At 51.9% G+C, this 20,500-nt stretch carries 19 protein-coding genes; 13 read left to right on the forward strand and 6 right to left on the reverse strand.

The window, feature by feature from the left end; translation table 11 throughout:
• Positions 1-1,197: 1,197 nt before the first annotated feature.
• Together ACR0DE_RS14495 and ACR0DE_RS14500 are read right to left on the reverse strand one after the other, a co-directional pair.
• Entirely contained in the window at positions 1,198-2,742 is a 1,545-nt protein-coding gene (locus ACR0DE_RS14495; protein WP_170597177.1) for a ShlB/FhaC/HecB family hemolysin secretion/activation protein, read from the reverse strand.
• Positions 2,743-2,866: 124 nt separating this feature from the next.
• Positions 2,867-3,166 (reverse strand): hypothetical protein, encoded by a 300-nt coding sequence (locus ACR0DE_RS14500; protein WP_170408154.1) that lies wholly within the window; start codon positions 3,164-3,166, stop codon positions 2,867-2,869.
• Between the two features lie 569 nt (positions 3,167-3,735).
• Here ACR0DE_RS14500 and ACR0DE_RS14505 point away from each other — a divergent pair.
• The 4 genes from ACR0DE_RS14505 to ACR0DE_RS14520 all read left to right on the forward strand — a co-directional run bounded on the left by ACR0DE_RS14505 (position 3,736) and on the right by ACR0DE_RS14520 (position 9,432).
• The gene (locus tag ACR0DE_RS14505; RefSeq protein WP_170425262.1) at positions 3,736-4,251 is read left to right on the forward strand and encodes a DUF805 domain-containing protein; all 516 of its coding nucleotides are present in this window, start codon (positions 3,736-3,738) and stop codon (positions 4,249-4,251) included.
• 74 nt (positions 4,252-4,325) lie between these two features.
• Positions 4,326-5,096: a hypothetical protein gene (locus ACR0DE_RS14510; protein ID WP_480753932.1), complete on the forward strand. Its 771-nt coding sequence runs from the start codon at positions 4,326-4,328 to the stop codon at positions 5,094-5,096.
• Positions 5,097-6,407: 1,311 nt separating this feature from the next.
• On the forward strand, positions 6,408-8,297 hold the full coding sequence (locus ACR0DE_RS14515; protein WP_170567630.1) for an SLC13 family permease: 1,890 nt from the start codon (positions 6,408-6,410) through the stop codon (positions 8,295-8,297).
• A gap of 229 nt (positions 8,298-8,526) precedes the next feature.
• Positions 8,527-9,432, forward strand: a complete 906-nt coding sequence (locus tag ACR0DE_RS14520) for a haloalkane dehalogenase (protein WP_480753933.1) — start codon at positions 8,527-8,529, stop codon at positions 9,430-9,432.
• 32 nt (positions 9,433-9,464) lie between these two features.
• On the opposite strand, the gene ACR0DE_RS14525 is transcribed toward ACR0DE_RS14520, so the two are convergent.
• Positions 9,465-10,352, reverse strand: a complete 888-nt coding sequence (locus tag ACR0DE_RS14525; RefSeq protein WP_480753934.1) for a LysR family transcriptional regulator — start codon at positions 10,350-10,352, stop codon at positions 9,465-9,467.
• Between the two features lie 104 nt (positions 10,353-10,456).
• On the opposite strand from ACR0DE_RS14525, the gene ACR0DE_RS14530 reads away from it, so the two are divergent.
• The 8 genes from ACR0DE_RS14530 to ACR0DE_RS14565 all read left to right on the forward strand — a co-directional run bounded on the left by ACR0DE_RS14530 (position 10,457) and on the right by ACR0DE_RS14565 (position 15,750).
• Positions 10,457-10,747 (forward strand): putative quinol monooxygenase, encoded by a 291-nt coding sequence (locus ACR0DE_RS14530; protein WP_480615277.1) that lies wholly within the window; start codon positions 10,457-10,459, stop codon positions 10,745-10,747.
• A 26-nt stretch (positions 10,748-10,773) separates the two neighbouring features.
• The gene (locus tag ACR0DE_RS14535) at positions 10,774-11,787 is read left to right on the forward strand and encodes a zinc-binding alcohol dehydrogenase family protein (protein WP_480753935.1); all 1,014 of its coding nucleotides are present in this window, start codon (positions 10,774-10,776) and stop codon (positions 11,785-11,787) included.
• On the forward strand, positions 11,787-12,167 hold the full coding sequence (locus tag ACR0DE_RS14540; RefSeq protein WP_170776375.1) for a VOC family protein: 381 nt from the start codon (positions 11,787-11,789) through the stop codon (positions 12,165-12,167). Before ACR0DE_RS14535 ends, ACR0DE_RS14540 begins: the two co-directional genes overlap by 1 nt.
• Before the next feature lie 144 nt (positions 12,168-12,311).
• Entirely contained in the window at positions 12,312-12,695 is a 384-nt protein-coding gene (locus ACR0DE_RS14545) for a nuclear transport factor 2 family protein (RefSeq protein WP_480753936.1), read from the forward strand.
• Between the two features lie 136 nt (positions 12,696-12,831).
• The gene (locus tag ACR0DE_RS14550; RefSeq protein WP_170408449.1) at positions 12,832-13,335 is read left to right on the forward strand and encodes an aggregation factor core; all 504 of its coding nucleotides are present in this window, start codon (positions 12,832-12,834) and stop codon (positions 13,333-13,335) included.
• A 13-nt stretch (positions 13,336-13,348) separates the two neighbouring features.
• On the forward strand, positions 13,349-13,801 hold the full coding sequence (locus tag ACR0DE_RS14555) for a TspO/MBR family protein (protein ID WP_480753938.1): 453 nt from the start codon (positions 13,349-13,351) through the stop codon (positions 13,799-13,801).
• Positions 13,802-13,866: 65 nt separating this feature from the next.
• Positions 13,867-14,367, forward strand: a complete 501-nt coding sequence (locus tag ACR0DE_RS14560; protein ID WP_170626246.1) for a CIA30 family protein — start codon at positions 13,867-13,869, stop codon at positions 14,365-14,367.
• Positions 14,368-14,577: 210 nt separating this feature from the next.
• Positions 14,578-15,750 carry an adenylate/guanylate cyclase domain-containing protein gene (locus tag ACR0DE_RS14565; protein ID WP_480753940.1) on the forward strand — a complete coding sequence of 391 codons (1,173 nt, stop codon included), beginning with the start codon at positions 14,578-14,580 and terminating at the stop codon, positions 15,748-15,750.
• A 351-nt stretch (positions 15,751-16,101) separates the two neighbouring features.
• Here the strand turns inward: ACR0DE_RS14565 and ACR0DE_RS14570 are convergent, their stop codons facing one another.
• Positions 16,102-17,634 carry a phospholipase D family protein gene (locus tag ACR0DE_RS14570; protein ID WP_480562745.1) on the reverse strand — a complete coding sequence of 511 codons (1,533 nt, stop codon included), beginning with the start codon at positions 17,632-17,634 and terminating at the stop codon, positions 16,102-16,104.
• Between the two features lie 393 nt (positions 17,635-18,027).
• Here ACR0DE_RS14570 and ACR0DE_RS14575 point away from each other — a divergent pair, with 393 nt between their 5' ends.
• Positions 18,028-18,738: a hypothetical protein gene (locus ACR0DE_RS14575; protein WP_480753943.1), complete on the forward strand. Its 711-nt coding sequence runs from the start codon at positions 18,028-18,030 to the stop codon at positions 18,736-18,738.
• A 37-nt stretch (positions 18,739-18,775) separates the two neighbouring features.
• On the opposite strand, the gene ACR0DE_RS14580 is transcribed toward ACR0DE_RS14575, so the two are convergent.
• Positions 18,776-19,225 carry a MarR family winged helix-turn-helix transcriptional regulator gene (locus tag ACR0DE_RS14580; protein WP_480753945.1) on the reverse strand — a complete coding sequence of 150 codons (450 nt, stop codon included), beginning with the start codon at positions 19,223-19,225 and terminating at the stop codon, positions 18,776-18,778.
• Positions 19,215-20,315 (reverse strand): Acg family FMN-binding oxidoreductase, encoded by a 1,101-nt coding sequence (locus ACR0DE_RS14585; RefSeq protein WP_170408444.1) that lies wholly within the window; start codon positions 20,313-20,315, stop codon positions 19,215-19,217. The genes ACR0DE_RS14580 and ACR0DE_RS14585 overlap by 11 nt, the downstream gene beginning before the upstream one ends.
• Positions 20,316-20,500: the final 185 nt, after the last annotated feature.

Consider the following 20,500-nt stretch of genomic DNA (forward strand, 5'->3'; position numbering starts at 1 on the left):
GAAATAATGCATCCAGAATGTTTTGGATGCCTTGCAGGCACATCCCTTGCCATAGCGTCCACGTTTCCGAGGTGCCGCAACGCTCCGTTGTTCAGCAATACGCCTCGCCCAGCATCATACCGGCGCTGTCCAAATCCGCTGGCAACGCATTCCCAGTCTTCCTTGGCCGCCGCGTTGCGGAATCTCGGTAGGTCGTGCGGGTCATGTCGTCCAGGTGTTGCTGCGACGTGATCATGTTTCTTCGCATTGCTTTGGTGGGTTAAATGGTGGGTCACTTGTGTTGTGCTAGGTTGCTGGACACTACCGGTTGTCGGCCTCGGCTTGGGGCGCATGATTGTCACGACGCCTTGAGGTTTCGGATGTCCTGGGACTGCCACGTGAGTTGCCGTCGGTTTCGGCGTCAACTGTGGAACCTGGCTAGGAACCGCCGTGGGAACCTGATTGGGGGTTGCGGTTGGGGCAAGCGGTGGTGTCGCCGTAGTACCGCTGGGTTGCGGAACACGGCCGGGCACTGCGACCGGAATCTGGTTTGGTGTTGCAGTCGGGACGAGCGGTGGCACAGCAGTTTGTCCAGTGGGCTGAGGTGGGACCTGACCAGGAACTGCGACTGGTATTTGGTTTGGCGTTGCGGTTGGCACAAGTGGCGGTACCGCTGTTGGGCCGGTAGGTTGAGGCGGAACCTGGCCAGGGATAGCTATCGGAACTTGATTAGGAGTTGCAGTCGGAACTTGCGGCGGCACCGCGGTAGGACCGGTAGCCAATGGTGGAACCTGATTGGGAACGGCTGTCGGAACCCGGTTTGGTGTCGCGTTTGGTGCCAAAGGCGGAGTTAGCGTCGGCGCTACTATCGGTGTGGGAACCTGACCAGGAACCGCTATTGGCGTCGCAATAGGAACCTGACCGGGAATTGCGTTCGGTACCGCGCCCGGCGCAAGGACTGGAACAGTAACGGAAGTGGGTGTTTGCTGCGTTCCCTTAGGCGGCAACTGATTTGCCACCGGCTGAGTAGGGCCAGTAACTTGATTACCTGCCCCTTGCCCACCAGACTGCCCGCATCCTTGGCTCGACTGGTGCGGGTTCCCTACGCCTCGGCACCACCCGTAGTGATTTCCGCGGGCAACGACCTGGGTAGCGGCCAGTTCTGCGATCAAACAAGCTGCAGTAAGTAAAACAATGCGGTTCCGTTTCATAACATCCTCACCAACTTGTTGTCAGAGCAAGATACGCGCCAGGATCGCCAGATTCGGTTAAAGGGCCGTCTCTCAAAGGGACACCGACGTATCCGGACAGAAATAGGTTTCGCTTGAACTCGATGTCCAAACCCAGACCTGTGGATGCCAGTGTAGCATTATCAACTTCAAAACTCGCAGGGTCATTGTTCGAGATGTAACCCACGTCGAAAAAGGCAAAGGGCGTTAGCCGATGAATGCTCTGAGAGCTGGGGAAGTAGGAGTGAGATATTTCGAATATCGCAGAAATCCCGGAATCACCGTCTACTTCGTCAAATCGATATCCGCGCAAAGCATAACGATCACCAAGGAAGTACTCTTCAACAGAGGGCAACCGGTCTGTTGTGTACTGCCCCCAAATCTCGGTGCGCCAAGCTGTGTTGGGCGACAAGCCCGTAAGTGGGCTTTCGTATCCGACGCCGCCTCGTAGGTGCCAGAACGAAGAGTCCCCGTCGTCAAAGTTTGCGTCTGTGGTGTCGTTGTCATTGTCGCCAAAAGACAGTGTTAACCCGGCTTCAAGGGCTTGCCCTTTGGAATAGTTTTGCCCGTACAGATAGGTAAGGCCAACAACACTTGCGTCACTGGACAATGGAACGCCACCGCTAACAGAATCCGATTCTGAAAGGCGATAATCCAAAAGCAGGTATCCATAACGAGCAACATCGCGGATCACAGGATAACCCAACGCAAGGGTGAAGTTCTCGCCGTCAATATCTGTTCTGGCAAAGTCCCCTGAAATGTCGCGTTTTGCGTTGACGTTCCCATAAAAAATCTCACCGTATAGACCATTGCTGTTCAGCGGCGTGCGATAGGTAAGAGCGCCCCACAATGAGTGTTCATCGTCTTTGTCCCAATTGTAATTGCCTGATCCCTCAAATCGCAGCAAATCTCCGACGGTCAGCGTCGAATAAAACTCTTGTACGACATAAAAACTAAGCGCTTCTCCAAGCTCACGCGGAGGGTTGTCGAGTGTCGCACTACCGGCTTGTTTTCGCAGTGGCTCTCCCAATACTCTCAGCCGAGCACCAGTCTGATCCGGGTAATCAAGTTCGGTCGACAATTCCAAGTCAGGTATGTCCTCGGCCAGCATCACTGCCCGCTCAAATCGTTTCAGCGTTATGGGATAGGAGGTGGTGAGGGGCTGAAAAATCTTCTCTAGTGATTGGAATGTACGCGTATCTACACCTTCAATTTCGATGGTTTGAATGCGCCCTTCATTAACAATTATGCTCTGCCCATCAGGACCGGGCCAGGCCTCAGCCAAAAAATAACCGTCTTCTCGGTAGATCTGAGTGATCGTTGATGCGACGTCCACCGCTGTGATGCGCCCTGACCGATTGAAGGCCAATTGACCGGCAAAAGTTAACAGCTCATCCGTATCATACACCGTTACGCCGTTGACCGAGTGCCGTGATGCTATGTCCCAGGTTTGTGCAATGCTGTATTTTGGAACCGAAACAATGGCCACAAAAGTGCAAATGATCGCAATTACAACTGAGTTGGTTACGGGCATTTTCTACAACCTTTGCATGATTGAGAATGTTAGAGCCTAATCCTATTACGAGGTTTGAATGTCTGAGCTTGCCGTTATTCAAATTTGATCACGACTGGTGCTTTCGAGATACACAGCAAACAGACTACAATGCGCCTTCGTCGCCCAGGAACTCGATACCAGCGGTCGCGCCATCACTGTAGGCAATGCAATTCCAAGGAGCACGATCCTCGCCAACACCGACAGTGACTTGTGTTCCAGCCTCGCTAAACGCGGATGAGAGCACAACGACTTGCGAATTGTTCGTCGTCTTGGCTACATCTCGCAAACATGCTTGCTGAGCCGGTGTGAGCTCGGCGGACGCACTGGATGTACTCGCGTCGTCACAGGCCGCAAGCATTGCGAAACAAGTTGCGCCTGAAATCATCACCATCTTGTTGGTCATTTTCTTCTCCCTCTGGGTCCGTTGAAATTAGTGAAATTGGATGCGTTTATTTGAAGCTCTCGCGTCTGCGCAGCCAATAGAACTTACCTCGATCCTTTGACTATCTTTCCCAAAACTTGCCGCGTGGGGCTTGCTCGGCGGAACAACATTTCGTTGACCATCGGGGCCGCCAACAACGTGTGAAGGCCGAATGACGACACTGGCGAAAGCTAGAGCAAACTCTGGAAAGAGGGGGAGTACGTTAAGTTTCAGCATCGCGTCCTCCCAATGCTTGATCTTTGTTTGAGGACCTCCGACCGCCAGCACTCACTCCAGCAGTCGGAAGGGCCCGACAAATCGGGCGACAGCGACATCAACGGAGGTAAAATGAAAGTTGTGTCGAATTCGCATGTTTGAATCTATTTTTTCATAAATCAACATTTTTTCCGCGCGTAAATTTCTCTACGCTCTCGTACGATAGGCCTCTGCATTCAAACAAAAAGGTAAGTGAGAGCATCCATACAGGCGAGTTTGTTCTTCTAGGTGGCGAAACGTTTTGAGGCCGCACAGAGATTAAGAAAGGAATGAAAATGGGATTTAGTGAGGCCGTTAAAACGTGTTTTTCAAAATACTTCCAGTTCTCCGGCCGGGCTATACGTTCAGAATACTGGTGGTTCTTCTTGTTTGTGGTTCTCGTGAGTGCTGCTTTGGCTGTGCTCGATACGATCCTATTCGGGACTAACCCCGAGACAGGGCAAGGATCTCGGGTTCTGTCCTCTGTTTTTCAACTGGCTGTTCTCATACCTATGCTGGCCGCCGGTTGGCGAAGGCTGCATGATACAGGACGACCTGGCTGGTATTTGCTGCTGCCGATGGCGCTCAGCTTTACAACGCTTTTTGTTATGCTGGGTGGCGTGGCGTTCTTTTCGGTATTGGAGCAAGGAACCGAAAACCCCGATGCATTACGAGGACCCGCGGCAGTACTGGGCGTGACCGGTATTGTTGTTGTCTCAATTCTTCAATTGGTTCTGTCCATTCTGATGATCTGGTGGTTGACGCGCCCTTCGGAAGAAGGCGCAAACGAATACGGCGAACCTGTTTCCTGACCTGGTTGCCGGGGCAATTGGCCGGAATCTCAGGCTGAATGACAGTGCGAACCGTAACACCATGGAGAGAGAAAATGAGTTTCAAAACGATTTCCACTGGGACGCTAATGATGGTTATGGCGACCACTGCATCAGCGGAGTGGTCGTTCAACTCTGGGCCTATTCCCAATGCATTTATTCAAACCGGAAACATGACGCTGGAACTTCAGTGTAACCGTATTCGCTTTGCTCCGGCTGGATATGAGGACAGCCAGGACATTACGGACAAGCAGGGGCTTTCCATTCGTTTCTTGAAGAACGGAGCCACCGAAGTTGGAGCATTTCAGGTTGGCGCAGAAAACGCTGCCGTACAGATCGTTGATAACTATCCCGTCGAAGTCAGTTTCAATAGTCAAGAGGACTATGGTTTTGTACTGGGCCAGCTTGCGGCCAATGCATCTGTTAACCTGTCGATGATTGATCAAGATGTCAGCTACGGAATCTTTGACTTGAAAGGTTCCAGCGCGGCAATTCGGTCCCTTCGTTCCGCCTGCGATTCAGATCCTAGCCAGCGGTCCTCCTACGAACCCCCCGAAGGCATCGTATATTGTGGTGGCGGAGCGATAAAGCGCGTGATCGAACCCGTAATTTTGGACAACTCGGGGGAAGAGTGGGACGCGCGAGTAACAGTCAACGGCGAGTCGATCAGAGCCATGACTGCTTACAGTTACTTCGGAAATTCTGAGCCGCCAGCCGGATTTGTCGTGGCCCTGCTTGGGGAGGACAGGTCCGAGTTTCTGATTTTTAACGAAGGCTCGGCAAACTGGCTGGAATATGGGGACTACCGATATGATCAGTGCAATTGATACCTTGTGCCAACCAGCTTTCCAAATAGCGCGTCAGATGAAGTGTTTGGTCGCCGGGATTGTGCTTGCTTCGGGCCTTGTTTGGACCTCACCAGATGTCGCGGCTGATGTATCGCGCCTTCCGCCCGGTTTGCAGGCGAAGGTTGATCTGGCGGCACGAGCCTTTGCGGAATTCAACGACGCTCAATTTGACTTAGATTGGGGTGCGGTTGAAAAGGTCGATCTCGACGGAGACCTACAACGCGATTGGGTTCTGAATGAGTCCGGTCTTGCGTGTTCAAGCGCCGCCTCTCTTTTTTGCGAAACGGGGGGTGCATGTCGCACTTCCTGGTAGAAGAGGAGGCTCATTCCTTGCTCAATCAAGGCTGGACTGTTGCTGATTTTGGGCGTCAACGCGTTGTCCTCGCAAACGTCCATGGATCCAATTGCGACGGAATAAATCCCACGTCATGCGTCAGCGCCAGTGCTTGGGATGGCCAAGCAAACACTTGGCGCTCGTCTGCTAGTTATTGGGAGTAAGTTGCATTTGGGCATCGCAGATAAACCTGAGAGCCTGTTTGTTCAACGAGTTCTATGTAGCATGCAAACTTATGGGCAAATCGTGCAGACTTATACGCAAATACCGCGCAGAGTTATGGGCGAACTTCCAAGATTTTTTTAATGAAATCAATGTCGGTATTGCAGCGTTATGAGCGCACCTACAGCGGTTTGTAGGGGCGCGAATAGCTTTGCATTTCGTCTAAAGAATTGCGTATTTGGACCAAAGCCTTGGGTGCAACAGCCGCCCATTGAATTTGGCATCCAAAGATAATTCTGCACAGTGCAAATTCTAGTTGGATTCATGCCATGATCATGGCTCACGTGAAGCTTGAAGTCTGCCGCTTCCAGCTCAATGCAGCCTTTCGCGGTGCGACCCGCAACAGTATTCCGCAGTAGAGAAGATCAGGATCGTGCTGGACGGCCTAAAAGGCGAGGACAGCAATGCAGAGCTGAGCCGTCGTGAGGGCATCGCGCAGAGCGTTCCCTACTTGGCAAGTATAATTGACTGGATATGAATGATAACGATACGGAAAATCCATTTGTGTGTATTTTAGAAAGTGTGAAAGTTCATTTCGCATTGTGATGCTTAGTTAGGCTTATGAATTTGTCATCTACCTCTCTTTGGGTTGGCAGAATCCAGGTTTCAGCAGATACCGCGCCCGAAAAAGCGAGCCGCGTAAGCAAGCCCAATGTCTATTGGCCTTATCTGCCGCGCAGAGTTGGTCCTTCGTATTTGCTGGTAGTCAGGTAACGTTAGTTTGGGAGTAAGATATGGAATTACCAACACTAACGTACGAAATGATAGCCGTGCTGAGTCTATTGTCTTTTACGGTCTTACTTTTTGTTACCGAAATCATACGGATTGATGTCGCAGCAATTCTCGTAATGGTGCTGCTTGGTGCACTGAGCTATCTCCCTGGGCTGGGTAATCTAGCCGATGTATCTAAGCTCTTTGAAGGTTTCTCCTCCAACGCTGTGATGTCCATCATCGCAGTTATGGTAATTGGGGCGGGGCTTGATAAGACTGGACTTATGTCAAAGGTTGCGGCCTTGATCCTCAAGAATGGTGGCACGACAGAGGCCCGGATAATCCCCATAATATCAACAACGGTTGGTGTCATCAGTTCCTTCATGCAGAACGTGGGAGCTGCTGCGCTTTTTCTGCCTGTTGTCAGCCGCATCTCAGCACGTACAGAAATCCCGATGAGCAGGTTGCTGATGCCCATGGGGTTTTGCGCGATACTGGGTGGTACCATCACATTAGTCGGGTCGTCGCCCCTCATCCTGTTGAATGACCTGATTGTTTCGGCAAACTCATCCCTTCCTGCTAACCAGCAAATGAAGACATTTGGGTTATTTTCAGTCACGCCTATCGGTGTGATGTTGGTGCTGACTGGGGTGCTTTACTTTGTGCTCTTCGGTCGTTGGGTTCTCCCTGCGCAGCGGGATCGTGGAGAAGACGCAAGCTCAGCGCGGTCCATGCAGACCTATGTCGAAAACACCTATGGGCTAAGGGCTGATATGTTCGAAATACGTGTCCCGGAAGGCTCGATCATCATTGGGCAAACGCTCGCGGATCTAATGGTAGCCCATAACATGTACATTCTTGGCACGTCCTATCGTGGCCACAAGGTCATCGCGCCGATGGCTGATACCAAGATCGAAGCCCCGGCGCGGCTCGCAGTGCTTGGCCTGCGTCGGGTGGTTGAGCATCAGTTTGCTGAGCCTTACGGATTAGAGATCCTGCCCCAACTAGATGTCTTTGCGGATGATTTCGCCGCGACCCAATCCGGGGTGGCCGAGGTTGTTATTCCGCCCGGTTCTTCAGTGATCGGCCAGACTCCGATTGATTTGCGCCTCCGTCAGACACATGGTTTGTCTCTGCTGGCCATTCAGCGCGGAGAAGAAACACTGAGCCACGTTGAAACCGAGGATCATTCAGCTACGCATATCGGGCAAGTCCCTTTGCAGGCCGGTGATACGTGTGTGGTTCACGTGCAGTGGGATCGTCTGACACGACTGAAGTCAGACAGGGATTTCGTCGTTGTCACCTCGGACTTTCCCCAGGAAGAGTTGCGGCCCCACAAGGTCGGATGGGCGCTCGCCTTCTTCCTAATAGCGTTGAGCCTAATTCTGTTTTCAGATCTGCGCTTGTCGTTGTGCCTATTAATTGGCGCTGTTGGCATGGTGTTGAGCAGGGTGCTCTCGATTGACGAAGCCTACGAGTCGATTAGTTGGAGTACAGTTTTTCTACTCGCTTCACTGATTCCGTTGGGCCAGGCAGTCCAGAACACCGGCACTGCGGATTGGATTGCCGCGCATGTGTTGGCCCTTCTGAAGGGGTGGCCGATCTGGTCGTTGCAAGCAGGAATAGCCGTTTTGGCAACGGCATTCACCCTGGTCATGTCCAACGTAGGTGCGACCGTCCTGCTGGTGCCGTTAGCGGTTTCTATTGCGGTATCGGCGGGTGGTAACCCGGCTGTATTTGCCCTCACAGTAGCAATTTCAACGTCCAACTCATTTTTGATCCCAACACACCAGGTGAACGCGTTGATCATGGGCCCAGCAGGCTACCGGGTGGTGGATTTCGTTCGCTCCGGTGGAATTATGACTCTCCTTTTCTTGGTTGTCTCAATGACCGGGCTTGCGATTTTCTTCTGAGCCGCCTCTCGGCGATCCGTACAGAAGAACTCGCAATATAAGGTTTTTGAGACCAAATTTTTGGGCGCGGATTCAATACGTCTGCAAAAAGGGCCTCCTCCGCGAGGGACCGAAGTAATGTGTCCAACTCAACCAAACCTGAAGTCGGTATACGCTGGAACTGGACCGTTCTTGTTTTATCGATCACTGTTATTGGACCAAGACCGTCGGCATTTTTGGAGAGTTCACGATGAAGTTCCTTCGTACACCGGACCATCGGTTTGACGGGCTGCCAGATTTCAACTTTGGCCCGAACTATCTTGATGTGGATGACACCGAGGGAAGTCTTCTCCGACTGCATTATTTGGACGAGGGACCGGCTCATGCATCACCAGTATTGTTGATGCATGGAGAGCCAACCTGGTGCTTCCTTTACCGGCGCATGATTCCGTTATTCAAGGACGCTGGCCATCGAGTTCTGGCTCCTGATTTGATTGGGTTTGGAAGGTCGGATAAACCAACAGAGCGATCCGATTACACCTACCAACGCCATGTAGACTGGATGTCCGAGTGGTTGCGGAAAGTTGACCTGACGGGCATCACGTTGGTTTGCCAGGACTGGGGTGGTCTAATAGGCTTGCGGTTGGTTGCGAGTATGCCCGAGCGGTTCTCGCGCGTAGTTGTGGCAAACACGGCCTTGCCCACCGGTGACGCACCCTTGAGTGAGGCATTTCTTTCATGGCGGGAATACTCGCAGTCCGTGCCTGAATTTAATTCGGGACGCATTGTATTCGGCGGCACATCATCCAAGATTTCCGATGAAGAAGTCGCAGCATACAACGCTCCGTTCCCAGATGCGCGCTATCTGGCAGGCGCTCGAGAGTTTCCAGTGTTGGTGCCCGACTCGCCCGACAATCCAGCTTCAGAAGCCAACCGAGCCGCATGGAAAACCTTCAAGACCCTCAACACTCCGTTTCTGACTGTTTTTGGAGAAGACGACAGGGTTATGGCGGGCGTAGACAAACTGTTCCAAAGGTCGGTCCCTGGGGCAGTTGGTCAAAATCATATCCTTGTGCCTAGAGCGGGGCATTTCATCCAAGAAGATGCTGGCACTGAGCTAGCACATGCGACTTTGAAATTCATTGAGCAGACATAGCAGCTATCAGATTAGTGTCTTCCCCTGCGGCCTCAACTCACACTAAATTTGCGACGCAAATGCTCAGCTAAGGCTGTTATGCGACGTGGTTGGGCCCGGCTCGGTGGAAACATCATTTGCAAAGGTTTCGGCGGTGGGAGGAAGTCGCGCAAGACAGAAACAAGTCTGCCAGATCGAACATCGTCGCCCACATCCAGCTCGGACTTCAATACGACCCCATGGCCTGCAATCGCCCAATCGCGGATGAGTGAACCATCATTGACTATTCGATTTCCCTTTACCGAAACGCGCTGGGCATTTGGTCCTGATCCAAACTCCCAAACGTTGTCGATCATGTCGCCAAACCTCATGACCAAGCAGTTGTGGTTTAATAGATCTTCTGGTTTTTCAGGCGTTCCAAATGAGGCCAGGTAACTTGGGGACGCACAAACGAAACGTTGGTAGCTTCCCAGATTTCGCAACCTGAGCGAGCTGTCTGTGATGTTGCCGAAGCGAACGGCGAGGTCAAAACCCTGGCCTACGAGGTCGACATAACCGTCCGAGAGGGACAGTTCGATTGAGACGGCAGGGTTCTTTTCGGTGAATTCGGCAATAACCTTGGAGACAATGCTCCGTCCCAAGTCAATGGGCGCGCTTATGCGAATTGGACCAGACAGAGTTTCGGCGCCGTGCCGAACAAGTGTGTCCAGGTCCGCAACCTCACTGAGAACGTTTCTTGCTCCATTAGCGAGTGTCCGGCCTTCTTCGGTCAGGCTAATGGAACGGGTGGTGCGGTTGAACAAAACCACGCCGTAATGTGCCTCCAGAGCCGCGAGCCGTTCGGACACTGTCGTACTCGACAACCCTGTCTCGCGCGCCGCGGCCACTAGACTGCCTTTCTCGGATATGGTCAGAAACAAGCGAAGATTGTCAAAAAGCATTAAACGGAATTTCCGGATTATATGTTCGATCTTGCCCTGTTTATCCCGAAAGAACTGCGGCGTAAATCTTGCGCATCGCTCAAGAACACATGGGACCTATTCCAATGGCCAAGCTGACAATCGTCGCCAACATCAAAGCCAACCCCGACAAGATCGACCTCGTAAAGGCTGAGCTTATGAAGCTCATCGACATAACCCGTGCCGAAGAGGGTTGCATTAACTACGACTTGCATCAGGACAACGACAATCCGGCTCATTTCGTGTTCTACGAAAGTTGGGAAAGCCGGGAGCTTTGGCAAACCCACATGGGTGCTCAGCACCTTGCGGCTTACCTGGAAGCAACAGAAGGCGCCGTTGCAGAATTCACGCTAAATGAGATGACAGTCATCGGTTGATAAAGAACCGGACAAAGGAGCACGTTATGAAAGCCGTGGGATACCTTATGACAGGATCGATTGATCGGGCGGACGCCTTAATCGACTTCGAGGCCGACAAACCGACGCCAAAAGGGCACGACTTGTTGGTGAAGGTGCAGGCCGTGTCAGTGAACCCAGTCGATACGAAAATTCGTCAAAACCGTGCTCCTGCAGGTCCAGCACCTGATATTCTAGGGTGGGACGCAGTAGGGGTCGTCGAAGCCGTTGGCGAAGCGGTTGAGACTTTCAGTCCGGGAGATACAGTTTGGTACGCCGGGGCAATAAACCGGCCGGGAACCAATGCCGAGTTTCATCTGGTGGATGAACGTATTGTCGGGTCAGCGCCAAAATCCATACCTGCAAAAGCAGCTTCTGCGATGCCGCTAACGACGCTTACTGCCTTTGAGATGCTTTTCGACCGCTTGCGAGTCCAAAATGCCGTTTCCGGCGGAACCAAGACGTTGCTGGTTATTGGTGGCGCAGGCGGTGTCGGGTCTATCACCATTCAATTGGCGCGGGCCCTCACTGACATGACGGTGGTTGCAACTGCGTCCCGACCCGAGACACAAGACTGGGTTCGAGAGCTAGGCGCACACCAAGTCATCAACCACGCGGAACCTTTTGGCTCACAACTCAAGGCTCTCGGTATCGACAGCGTGGATTTCATCTATTCAACAAACCAGTCCCAGCTTTATGCTTCCCAAGCTGGAGAGGTGATGACGCCCCAAGGTCGCTTTGGGTTGATCGATGATCCTGAAACCTTCGACATCGCGCCGTTTAAACCCAAATCGATCTCATTGCATTGGGAGTTCATGTACACTCGGTCGCTTTTTGGGACTGGAGATATGAATCGTCAAAGCGAAATCCTGAATCGAGTCGCCGCGATGATAGACGATGGAAAGATCAGATCCACAGCGACCGATACACTTGGTAGGATCAATGCTACAAACTTAATGAAAGCGCATGCTATCCTCGAAAGCGGAAAAGCCAAAGGTAAGCTTGTGCTTGAGGGTTTTTAATGAGAATTGAACGGCTGGATCATGTGAATATTGTGACGACTAGGTTGCCTGAGATGGTTACTTGGTATGAAAATGTCCTGGGTTTGAAACCCGGGGCCCGCCCCGATTTTCCGTTTCCCGGAGCATGGTTGTATACGGGTGATGACGCCGTGGTTCATCTTGTGGGTCACGAAGGAACACCTAACGTTGGCTCCGAAGTGAAGCTCAAGCTCGAGCATTTTGCGCTCTCAGCCACGGGGTTGAGCGCATTCGAAGAAAAACTGATCTCGAGTCAGATCCAGTATCGCAAAACTGAAGTCCCTGGGACTCGAATGGTCCAAATCCATGTGGCCGATCCTGATGGAAATCACATTCATATTGACTTTGATGACACCGAGTAATTGGCCAACTTTCGAAATAGTCGGAGCACAAAATCAAGCTCGCAACTTCTTGTCGATTAGTAATTGAGATTCTTGCCGGGTTGCTCCCCGGAATTGCGTGGGCCAACATTTTTGGGTGGTACAAACGTCGATTTGGAGATCAGCATGCCGGACCTCGAAACAAACAAGAAAAACGTCATCGCTTTCTACGAAATGATGTTCAACGAGTGTCGACCTGCCGAGGCCATAGATATCTTTGTTGGGGAAACCTATACGCAGCACAACCCACATGTTGGCGACGGCAAGAAAGCGTTTATCGAATATTTCGAGCGCATGGCCGCCGAATACCCGGGAAAGCGTGTGGACATCAAACGTGCGTTTGCTGAAGGCGATCACGTTGTTCTGCATTGCCATCAAATCTGGCCCGATGGTCTCGAGTACGCAGGGATCGATATTTTTCGCCTGGATGCTGATGGCAAGGTTGTCGAACACTGGGACGTTCTTCAGGAAGTTCCAGCAAACAGCGAGAATGACAATGGTATGTTTTGACTTCGTCGTTCTGACAGCGGTGCATGGAACTTCGAAAGGGCCTGTCAGCTAAACCACCATAGTCAAAGGGCATAAGTCTGATCCAAGAGATCCGCCGAAGCGTATCTATCAAGAACCAATAAGGAAGGAGATAAATATGCTCCCGAAGAGTATTCTTGCGGCGACCCTTGGACTATTTGCAGCCACTTCGCTTCAAGCCGGAGTTCAAATTCGCTTCATAGAAGGCGCACCCAAAGACCGTTTTGTTCTGACAAATGTAGGAACGTGCGAAGTAGAAACCTCGACCGTCAAAATTGACTTGTCGCAATCTGCTGGACGTCTGATTTTCGACGTTACCGAAAAAGGCGCGGGTGTAGAGGTATTCCAACCGCTCGAATTCGTTGAGGGTGCGGATGCACTGCGTCAATTTCCTTCGGTCGTGGACGGGCAGAATACAATTGAACTTGAGATCGTTTCCCTCGCAGCCGGGGACAAATTAGCCTTTACCATCGATGTGGACGACACGATCGGGCAACGCGAAATCACCGTAACGGAGTCGGAGATTGAAGGCGCCACGGTGTCATATACCGACGCGGATGAGACCAGTACTGCGACCTTCTCTTCCGAAGCGCTTGTCAACGTGACGACCAAGGGCTGCTGAAAGCTATCCCACAATGTCGAATTGGATGGTCCGCATAGCATTTCTTGCGCTCGTGTTGGGAGGCGGCATCCTGATCGGGATATTGACCGCGCCTGGCGATTGGTATGCGCAGCTTTCTAAACCTGCTTTCAATCCACCAAATTGGATATTTGGCCCGGTCTGGACGGTGCTTTATGTCTTGATCGCCATGGCGGGTTGGCGCCAGTTCGAAACAGACCGAAGCTCGACTGCCATGAAGCTGTGGTGGGCACAGATGGGTCTAAACTTTTCGTGGTCCCCAATCTTTTTCATACTGCAACTACCGTGGTTTGCGTTTGTTGTAATTGCCGCGTTGCTGGCTGTCATCGTCATGTTCATCGCTCTGGTCAGGAGCTCGGATCAGGTTTCCGCACTAGCCTTCCTGCCGTACTTTGCATGGGTCGCATTTGCCAATGTCTTGAATTTTTCTATTGCAATACTGAACTGAGAAAAAACGATATGCGTGGAAACTTCGCTGGGCTTGTTTCAGGTCTTGTTATCATCGGATCTATAATGGCACAGGCTGATGAAAATCTTGCAGAAGACTTCTCCAAGTCTCCGGAGACGAGTTGGGACTACGTTGCCGACACCGTCATGGGAGGAGTTTCTTCAGGACAGGTGCAGTTTCGTTCGGAACGTGATGTTGCGTTCGCCCGGTTGACCGGAACCGTCAGCACAAAAAACAACGGCGGCTTTATCCAGTTCCGACGCAAGTTGTCTGATCGACCAGATGAGGGTGTATCGGGCGTCAGGCTGTTGGTACGGGGGAATGGCGAGCAATACTTCGTCCACCTCAGGACACGTGGCACGGTGCTTCCATGGCAATACTATCAGGCCGCGTTCGCAACTTCTGACAACTGGACCGAAGTCTGGTTACCTCTCTCAGGCTTCAAGGCTTCAGGTGCCATGTTGCGCGCTATTCCCGTTGCTGACGAAATCACCTCAGTTGGAGTTGTAGCCTACGGGAGAGATCACGAGGCCCGCGTAGATGTCAGCGAGATTGGTTTCTATTGAAGGTTTCCCAAGAGAGGGCTGCAATCTTCAAATAGGTCTGTTTGGAACCGCGCGGGATCTAAATTTACAAACCATCTTCCCGATGGAATACATTCCGTTGATGCCCGAGCATCAATTTGGACAGGTCTGATCAGGCTGCTCAACAACAGCAACCGACATTGCCAATCCAATTGTCTTTGCTCATCGTTTCCAAGCGACTAAATTGGGTCCATGGAAGAAGTCACTCGACTGACCGAATGGATGATTACAGAAGGTCGTCGCTCCGGTGATCCTGTAAAGGTGGTGTCACAGTTTTGTTCCTACTTGATCGAAGCCGGAGTGCCGCTATGGCGGGCAAACATTGGCCAGCGCTTTGCCAACCCATTGCTTATTGCCTGGGGGGTAGTTTGGACGCCTGAAGGCACCGACAGCTACGACGTCACGCATGAGACGATGTTGACAGATGGTTATGTCGGGAGTTCATTCGAGTATATTCTTGCGAACAGAAAGCCACTTCACAAAAGTCTCCGGCGACTGGACTCGGAAACAGAGCATTCATCCTATCTTGAATTTGCAGAGCAGGGTGGCACTGACTACTACGCTACTTTGCTCTATTACGGCGATGGATCGCTGCATGGATGTACGTTCGTTACTCAGGCAAAGGATGGATTCTCGCCCGAACAACTTAGGCTGATTGAAGCGGCCTTACCGGCCCTTTCTTCCGCCTTGGAACCTGTCACGATGCGAAAATCGTCTAAAGGTCTGCTTCGAACTTATTTAGGAGATGGACCTTCCGAGGCCGTCTGGAGCGGCAATATAAAGCGCGGAGAGCGAACAACTTTGGATGCCGTGGTGATGTTCTCTGATCTGCGAGGCTTTACAGCACTTTCCGAGACCTCTCCGGAAGAAGATATCTTCGACACGCTTAGCGACTATTTTGATCTGGTGGTTAAAGCCGTAGAGGACAACGGTGGAGACGTCCTCAAGTTCATGGGCGATGGCATCCTGTCGATCTTTACTATTGAAGCGCAAAAAGACCATGCCGACCGCTGCAGAATGGCGGCTCTTGCAGCGCAGAGTGTGCTGAGTGGTTTGAACGATCTCAACACCAGACGAGACGGGTTTCAAAAACCGCCTTTGGATGTTGGTATTGGAATTAACGTCGGGCAGGTCAGCTATGGTAATATCGGCAGCCCCGGCAGGCTTGATTTCACAGTTCTGGGCGGGGCGGTGAACGTTGCAAGCCGAATTGAAGGTTTAACAAAATCAACTGGTCGGAGAGTGTTGGCGACGTCAGCCGTTGCAAGTGCTGCTCCGAACATGTTCGTTAGCTGTGGGGATCACGAAATACGTGGCCTTGCGCAGCCCATTGAATTGTTCTTTCTCACTGAAGATGCACAATAATCAGCTATAGTTATTCAAAACAATCTACCTTCGGCATCTTACGAGATTAGACGATCGCTAGAAATGAAACACAAAGCGCAAAAATCCACTAAGGCGCGGCACGCTGAACGTAACTGTTTGCGTAACCGGAAAACGGGACTTGCCCGTTGTCGTTCAGCTTCCCTGGAATGATGAACATGGCCATTGACTTTGGTAGCAGGCATTTTCCCGCCAGCATTTGATGAAATGAATATCTAGTCTGTATTAAGAACTGGATATTGGGAAATATCTGCGACTGATGACCTATTTCTTTTTTGCTGCCATATTCGCAGGCGCCGGTGACGGAGCAGCGATCAAGTAGTTTGCAGAGACCTAAAGCTGGGACCCAATTGGTAAAATACTTAATAGCCCGGCAACAATGTGATCCCAGGCCGATCCTGTCGGCTCGAATTGGTATTCAAGAATGGTGCCATCATTGGCTCTTGTCGTCCATTTAAGCTGACCAGCTTGCTCGAGCGTCACGTTATATGTGTATGCGGGTAGTGCGTCGTCCAAGGCCCCCATCGTCTGCGCAGTCAATGCTGGCGAGTCAATCAGAATTCCCATCTCGGTGTTGATGTTGACAGATCGCGGATCCCAGTTGAATGAACCCACGAACAAGTACTGGTCATCAATTGCAAATGCCTTGGAGTGCAGGCCTGACCTGGACTGAGCCCAGTTAATACCGCGGCGTTGGACTTGATAAGCGTCGGGTCGCAGCTCGTAGAGTTCTACTCCACCGCGTAGTAGTGCTCGGCGTTTCTTGGCGTAGTGTGCGTAAACGGGTGCGACGTCGTTAGATGCAAGTGAGTTGGTTACAACCTTTACGTCGACCCCGCGGTTCTCGAGTTCGGTCAGCCATTTCACACCGTTGTTGCGCGGCACGAAGTAGGCGGACACGATGTTCACTTCACTGCTGGCATTCTCAAAGTACGGAAGCAATTGAGATGCAAGAACGGGACCTGAGTTCTCGAGGCCCGCGGCCTTTGAAGGCGGATCAGCATAAAGTTTCGCTGGCAGCCAATCCAGTAACAGGGCGCCATCCGCGAAGTTCTCTTTTGCCGACTTTCTGAGCGCTGCGCCGTACTGCGTTTGCTTCGCTTCCTCGACGAGTTCATTCAACCTGCTGCGTGCATCGCTCAGGTCAAATTCTTCGGGTTCTCCGACAACAACGCGAGCCGGAACTGCGAATTCGCTGTTCCAGTAAGCGTCAAAGCTACCTGACACTTCGCGTACAACTGGGCCTGCGGCCAGCACATCCAGATCAGCATAGTTCATTTCTTCCCGCGCCAAAAAATACTCGGCACCGATGTTTCTCCCACCCACAATCGTGAACACGTTGTCTGCTGTCATGGACTTGTTGTGCATTCTGCGATTGATGCGTTTGAAATCAGTCAGACCCGCGATCAAAAGGCTCTGATCTCGCCAGAACGGGTTGAATAGCCTTATTTCAATGTTTTTGTGATTGTCCAACGCGGCGGTCATCGCGTCGTAGCCGGACGTATCCATATCATCCAACAACAGCCTGACACGAACACCTCGATCCGCCGCTTGCAATAGGCTGGCAGCGAACAGGTGACCGGTTGGGTCGTCGTGCAGAAGATAGTATTGCGCGTCTATCGTTCGCTCGGCCGCAGTGGCCAACAACAGCCGTGATACGAGCGCTTCTTCTCCATCACTGATCAGCTTGATGCCTGACCGACCGTCTTTAGGATCCCCAAGGCGATTGGCCGCCTGACCCAGAGCAGTGCTGGAATTTGCCGGTAGCGCAGCAGATACAGTCTTTTCATACGTGCGGGTTTTCGGAGCGCAAGCGACAAGAAACAGCGCGCAATAAACACTAATCACGAACTTCCACAGCGCCATTGGCTTTCTCCAACCCTATGCCCTAGGTGACTACGCCCGAGCACGCGATTGCAAGTTTGTTCTTTGAAGCCTGAGGTTGTTTCGTTCGCTAGTGTTGATTTCGTAACTCTCACAAGCGCCATGTTGTTGGTTTGCGATTTCGACACACCCCTAGTTCCAACGGACTATGGCAGAACCCAGATGCGTCGAACCACACCGCTCGTAACCAGTTTCCGTGTTATAAGTCTTTGATCAGGTAAAATGATGCTCTCTGATTTTGGAAGTTTAGGTGCTCTTAGCATTGACGTGTTACGATTCCGCCCCACAGTTTTGATGCAGATTTTCGGAGCATCCTGAGTGTTTGTGAGGACCACCGCCTTAGTGATTTTTGCTGTGTCGACCCCGGCCACGGCATTGCAGCTTCGCGAAACAGGGCGTTATGAACTTAATCAGCCCGCAAGTCTTGACTACGATCCGACCTTTTGTGGGTTGTGGATTGCGAACGAGGGGCCCGAGGCAATTCTCGTTACATTGCAAGGTGATGAATTGCGCCGTATATCCAGCGATCTCTTTCGGATCAAAGCAATTGCTGTTGAAGGGGATCACTTGTTGCTGGGCGATGGTCTCGGCAGTCTTCAACGTGTCACCAAGGACGGATCACGCCTGGGAGCACCCTTCGAATTGGAAGGTGGTTTCGCGGATACGGAAGGAATTGCGATCAACGCCAAGGGACAGATCGTGACCGTAGAGGATGACCCCGAACGGTTGTCGTGGTTCACTTCAGAGGGTGCTTTGACGGCGAGGTTGGATACCATGAAGCTCTCTCCTCCCTTGAGTGAGGCGCAGGGGATTGCGATTGATCCGCGTACCGGCCACATGTTGATTGTTGATGACTGGGAAGGGTCAAACAGCCTGTATGAGTTCACGGCAGATGGCCAACTTCTCGCCCAGCAAAGTTTGTTGGAATTCGGAACCGATCCAGAAGGCATCGCCATTAGGCCGGGGTCCAATCAACTGTTCGTTGCATTCGACGGCGGCGCGAAGATTGTGACATTTGACTACACGCCCACTTTGCCTGAAGGATCGCCGCCGCTCCCGCCGGGCGCGGATTGCATGATGTTCTGAAAATTTGGTTGCTTGCTTCGGCTGGCACAGGTTTCGGCTAGTCGCGCTCGCTGTCCAAAGTTTCGCGTATGAGCGTCAGATTAGGCAATGATTCCTGGAACGGTTCAGGCCCGAGTTCGGACAAAACTGAAGCCAGGGATTCCGACATCCGCTCCATACAAGCTTTCAAAAACTCAGCGCCTTGCGGTGTAGGCCGAGCAATTTTCGAACGTTTGTCATTGGGGTTGGCTTCAAGAGTAACCAGGTCATGATTTTCAAGACTGGAGAGCATGTGCGTCATCGAAGTTTTAGGCACTTGAAACGCGTTCGAAAGTTGCTGTGGAGTTTCACCCTCGGGACGCCGTACCAGATGGCCCAAAATTCCGAATTGAGTCGCCGTCATTCTACCAGGCAAGAACGCTTCCAGCTTGGTCGAGATCAACTGATTGATGATCCCGACCTCGGTGAAGAATCGGTAAACTTCGGTGGTCTCATCTTCAGGCTTCATTCAGAATTCGTGTCTCCAGCGGCCAGCGGGGTGTGGCAATTGGTTCAGGTCCATACCCCAAACGCAGCAACATTTGCACCGTGTGGTCCGGTGACGCAAGAAGCTCATGCGCCAGAGCGTATTCATCGGCCATCTCAGGATATTCCTGAAGGGCCTGGCTGACAGGATGAACGCCTAGGCCCATTTCGGTTGTCTTCAGGTAGAAACGCATCAACTGACGTCCAGCATCAAGTTGATCGCTTCGCGTATTTGTGGCTGTCGCGAGGACTGCGTATTGCGGTGTCGCGTCTAGCATAGCGAAGTAGTCTTGCATGTGCGCCTGAGTGCCTGGGTGATCAACGTTCATCAGGGTCTCGTTGTCCAATAGGCCAGTAAGTCGCAGCGTTTCCAGCATGGGATCACGCAGTTCAATCCCGTCTGGGTTTGCGTTGATTTCTGCTTTGCCGATCCGCATCAGGTCGACGGATTCTCTAAGGGTCTGTGGAGTTCGCATTTCGATTTCAAAAGCGCGTTTTGTGAGGTCTCGAATACGGGCCACTAGATCCTCATCGGAAATCAGAGTGGCATAGTTTTCAAGGACCGATATTTCCGCCTCAGAGAGCCGCTGTTCAGTGTACGGTTCTTTATTTGAATGTCGGTTGAGGATTTGATCTGAGAGTGGATCGGATGCCCCGCCAGATACAAACATCGCTTCTGCGATAGGTCCGTCATTCCCACCTGGCAGTAACTCGACCTCTGTATCAAACCCCTGTGCACCTGCTGCTAGAACCATCGTCTCAACAAATGCACCGAGGCCAATATAGAGCTGGCGGTGGTAAGGATCGGTTTCAGGAAGCTCACGTTCAGGATCACGGTGGATGCGCACTTTGTCTTGCCCAACCAACTCGATCAGCCAAGGTTGCAAATTGTGCGGATTGGGGGCGAGAATTGCGTAGGACAAAGCAGCCTTGCGTGGGTCATCATACGGTTTTGGCGTCCACGGAGCTAAAGCTTCATGGGGCGTACGTGTCGTGAGAAACCCAGCCGCGCCCGTTGCCGCCAGTATTGTGCCTCCGCCTAGAATCTTGAGAAAACGTCTTCGGTTTGGCATCTTGACTCTCCAATAGTACGATATCGAACTAAATTAATACGAAATCGTACTATTTCAACCCCAATCGATGCAGTGATTGTTTGAGCGACTAGAAAAAAGAAAATCAGAGCAGCCGGAGGCAACTGCGGGTTGCCGTTATCGACAAGTATTCGGAGCGCCTTTAGTACCGGAAATAAGCAGTTACT

The sequence above is a fragment of the Ruegeria sp. C10 genome, from assembly GCF_056537805.1.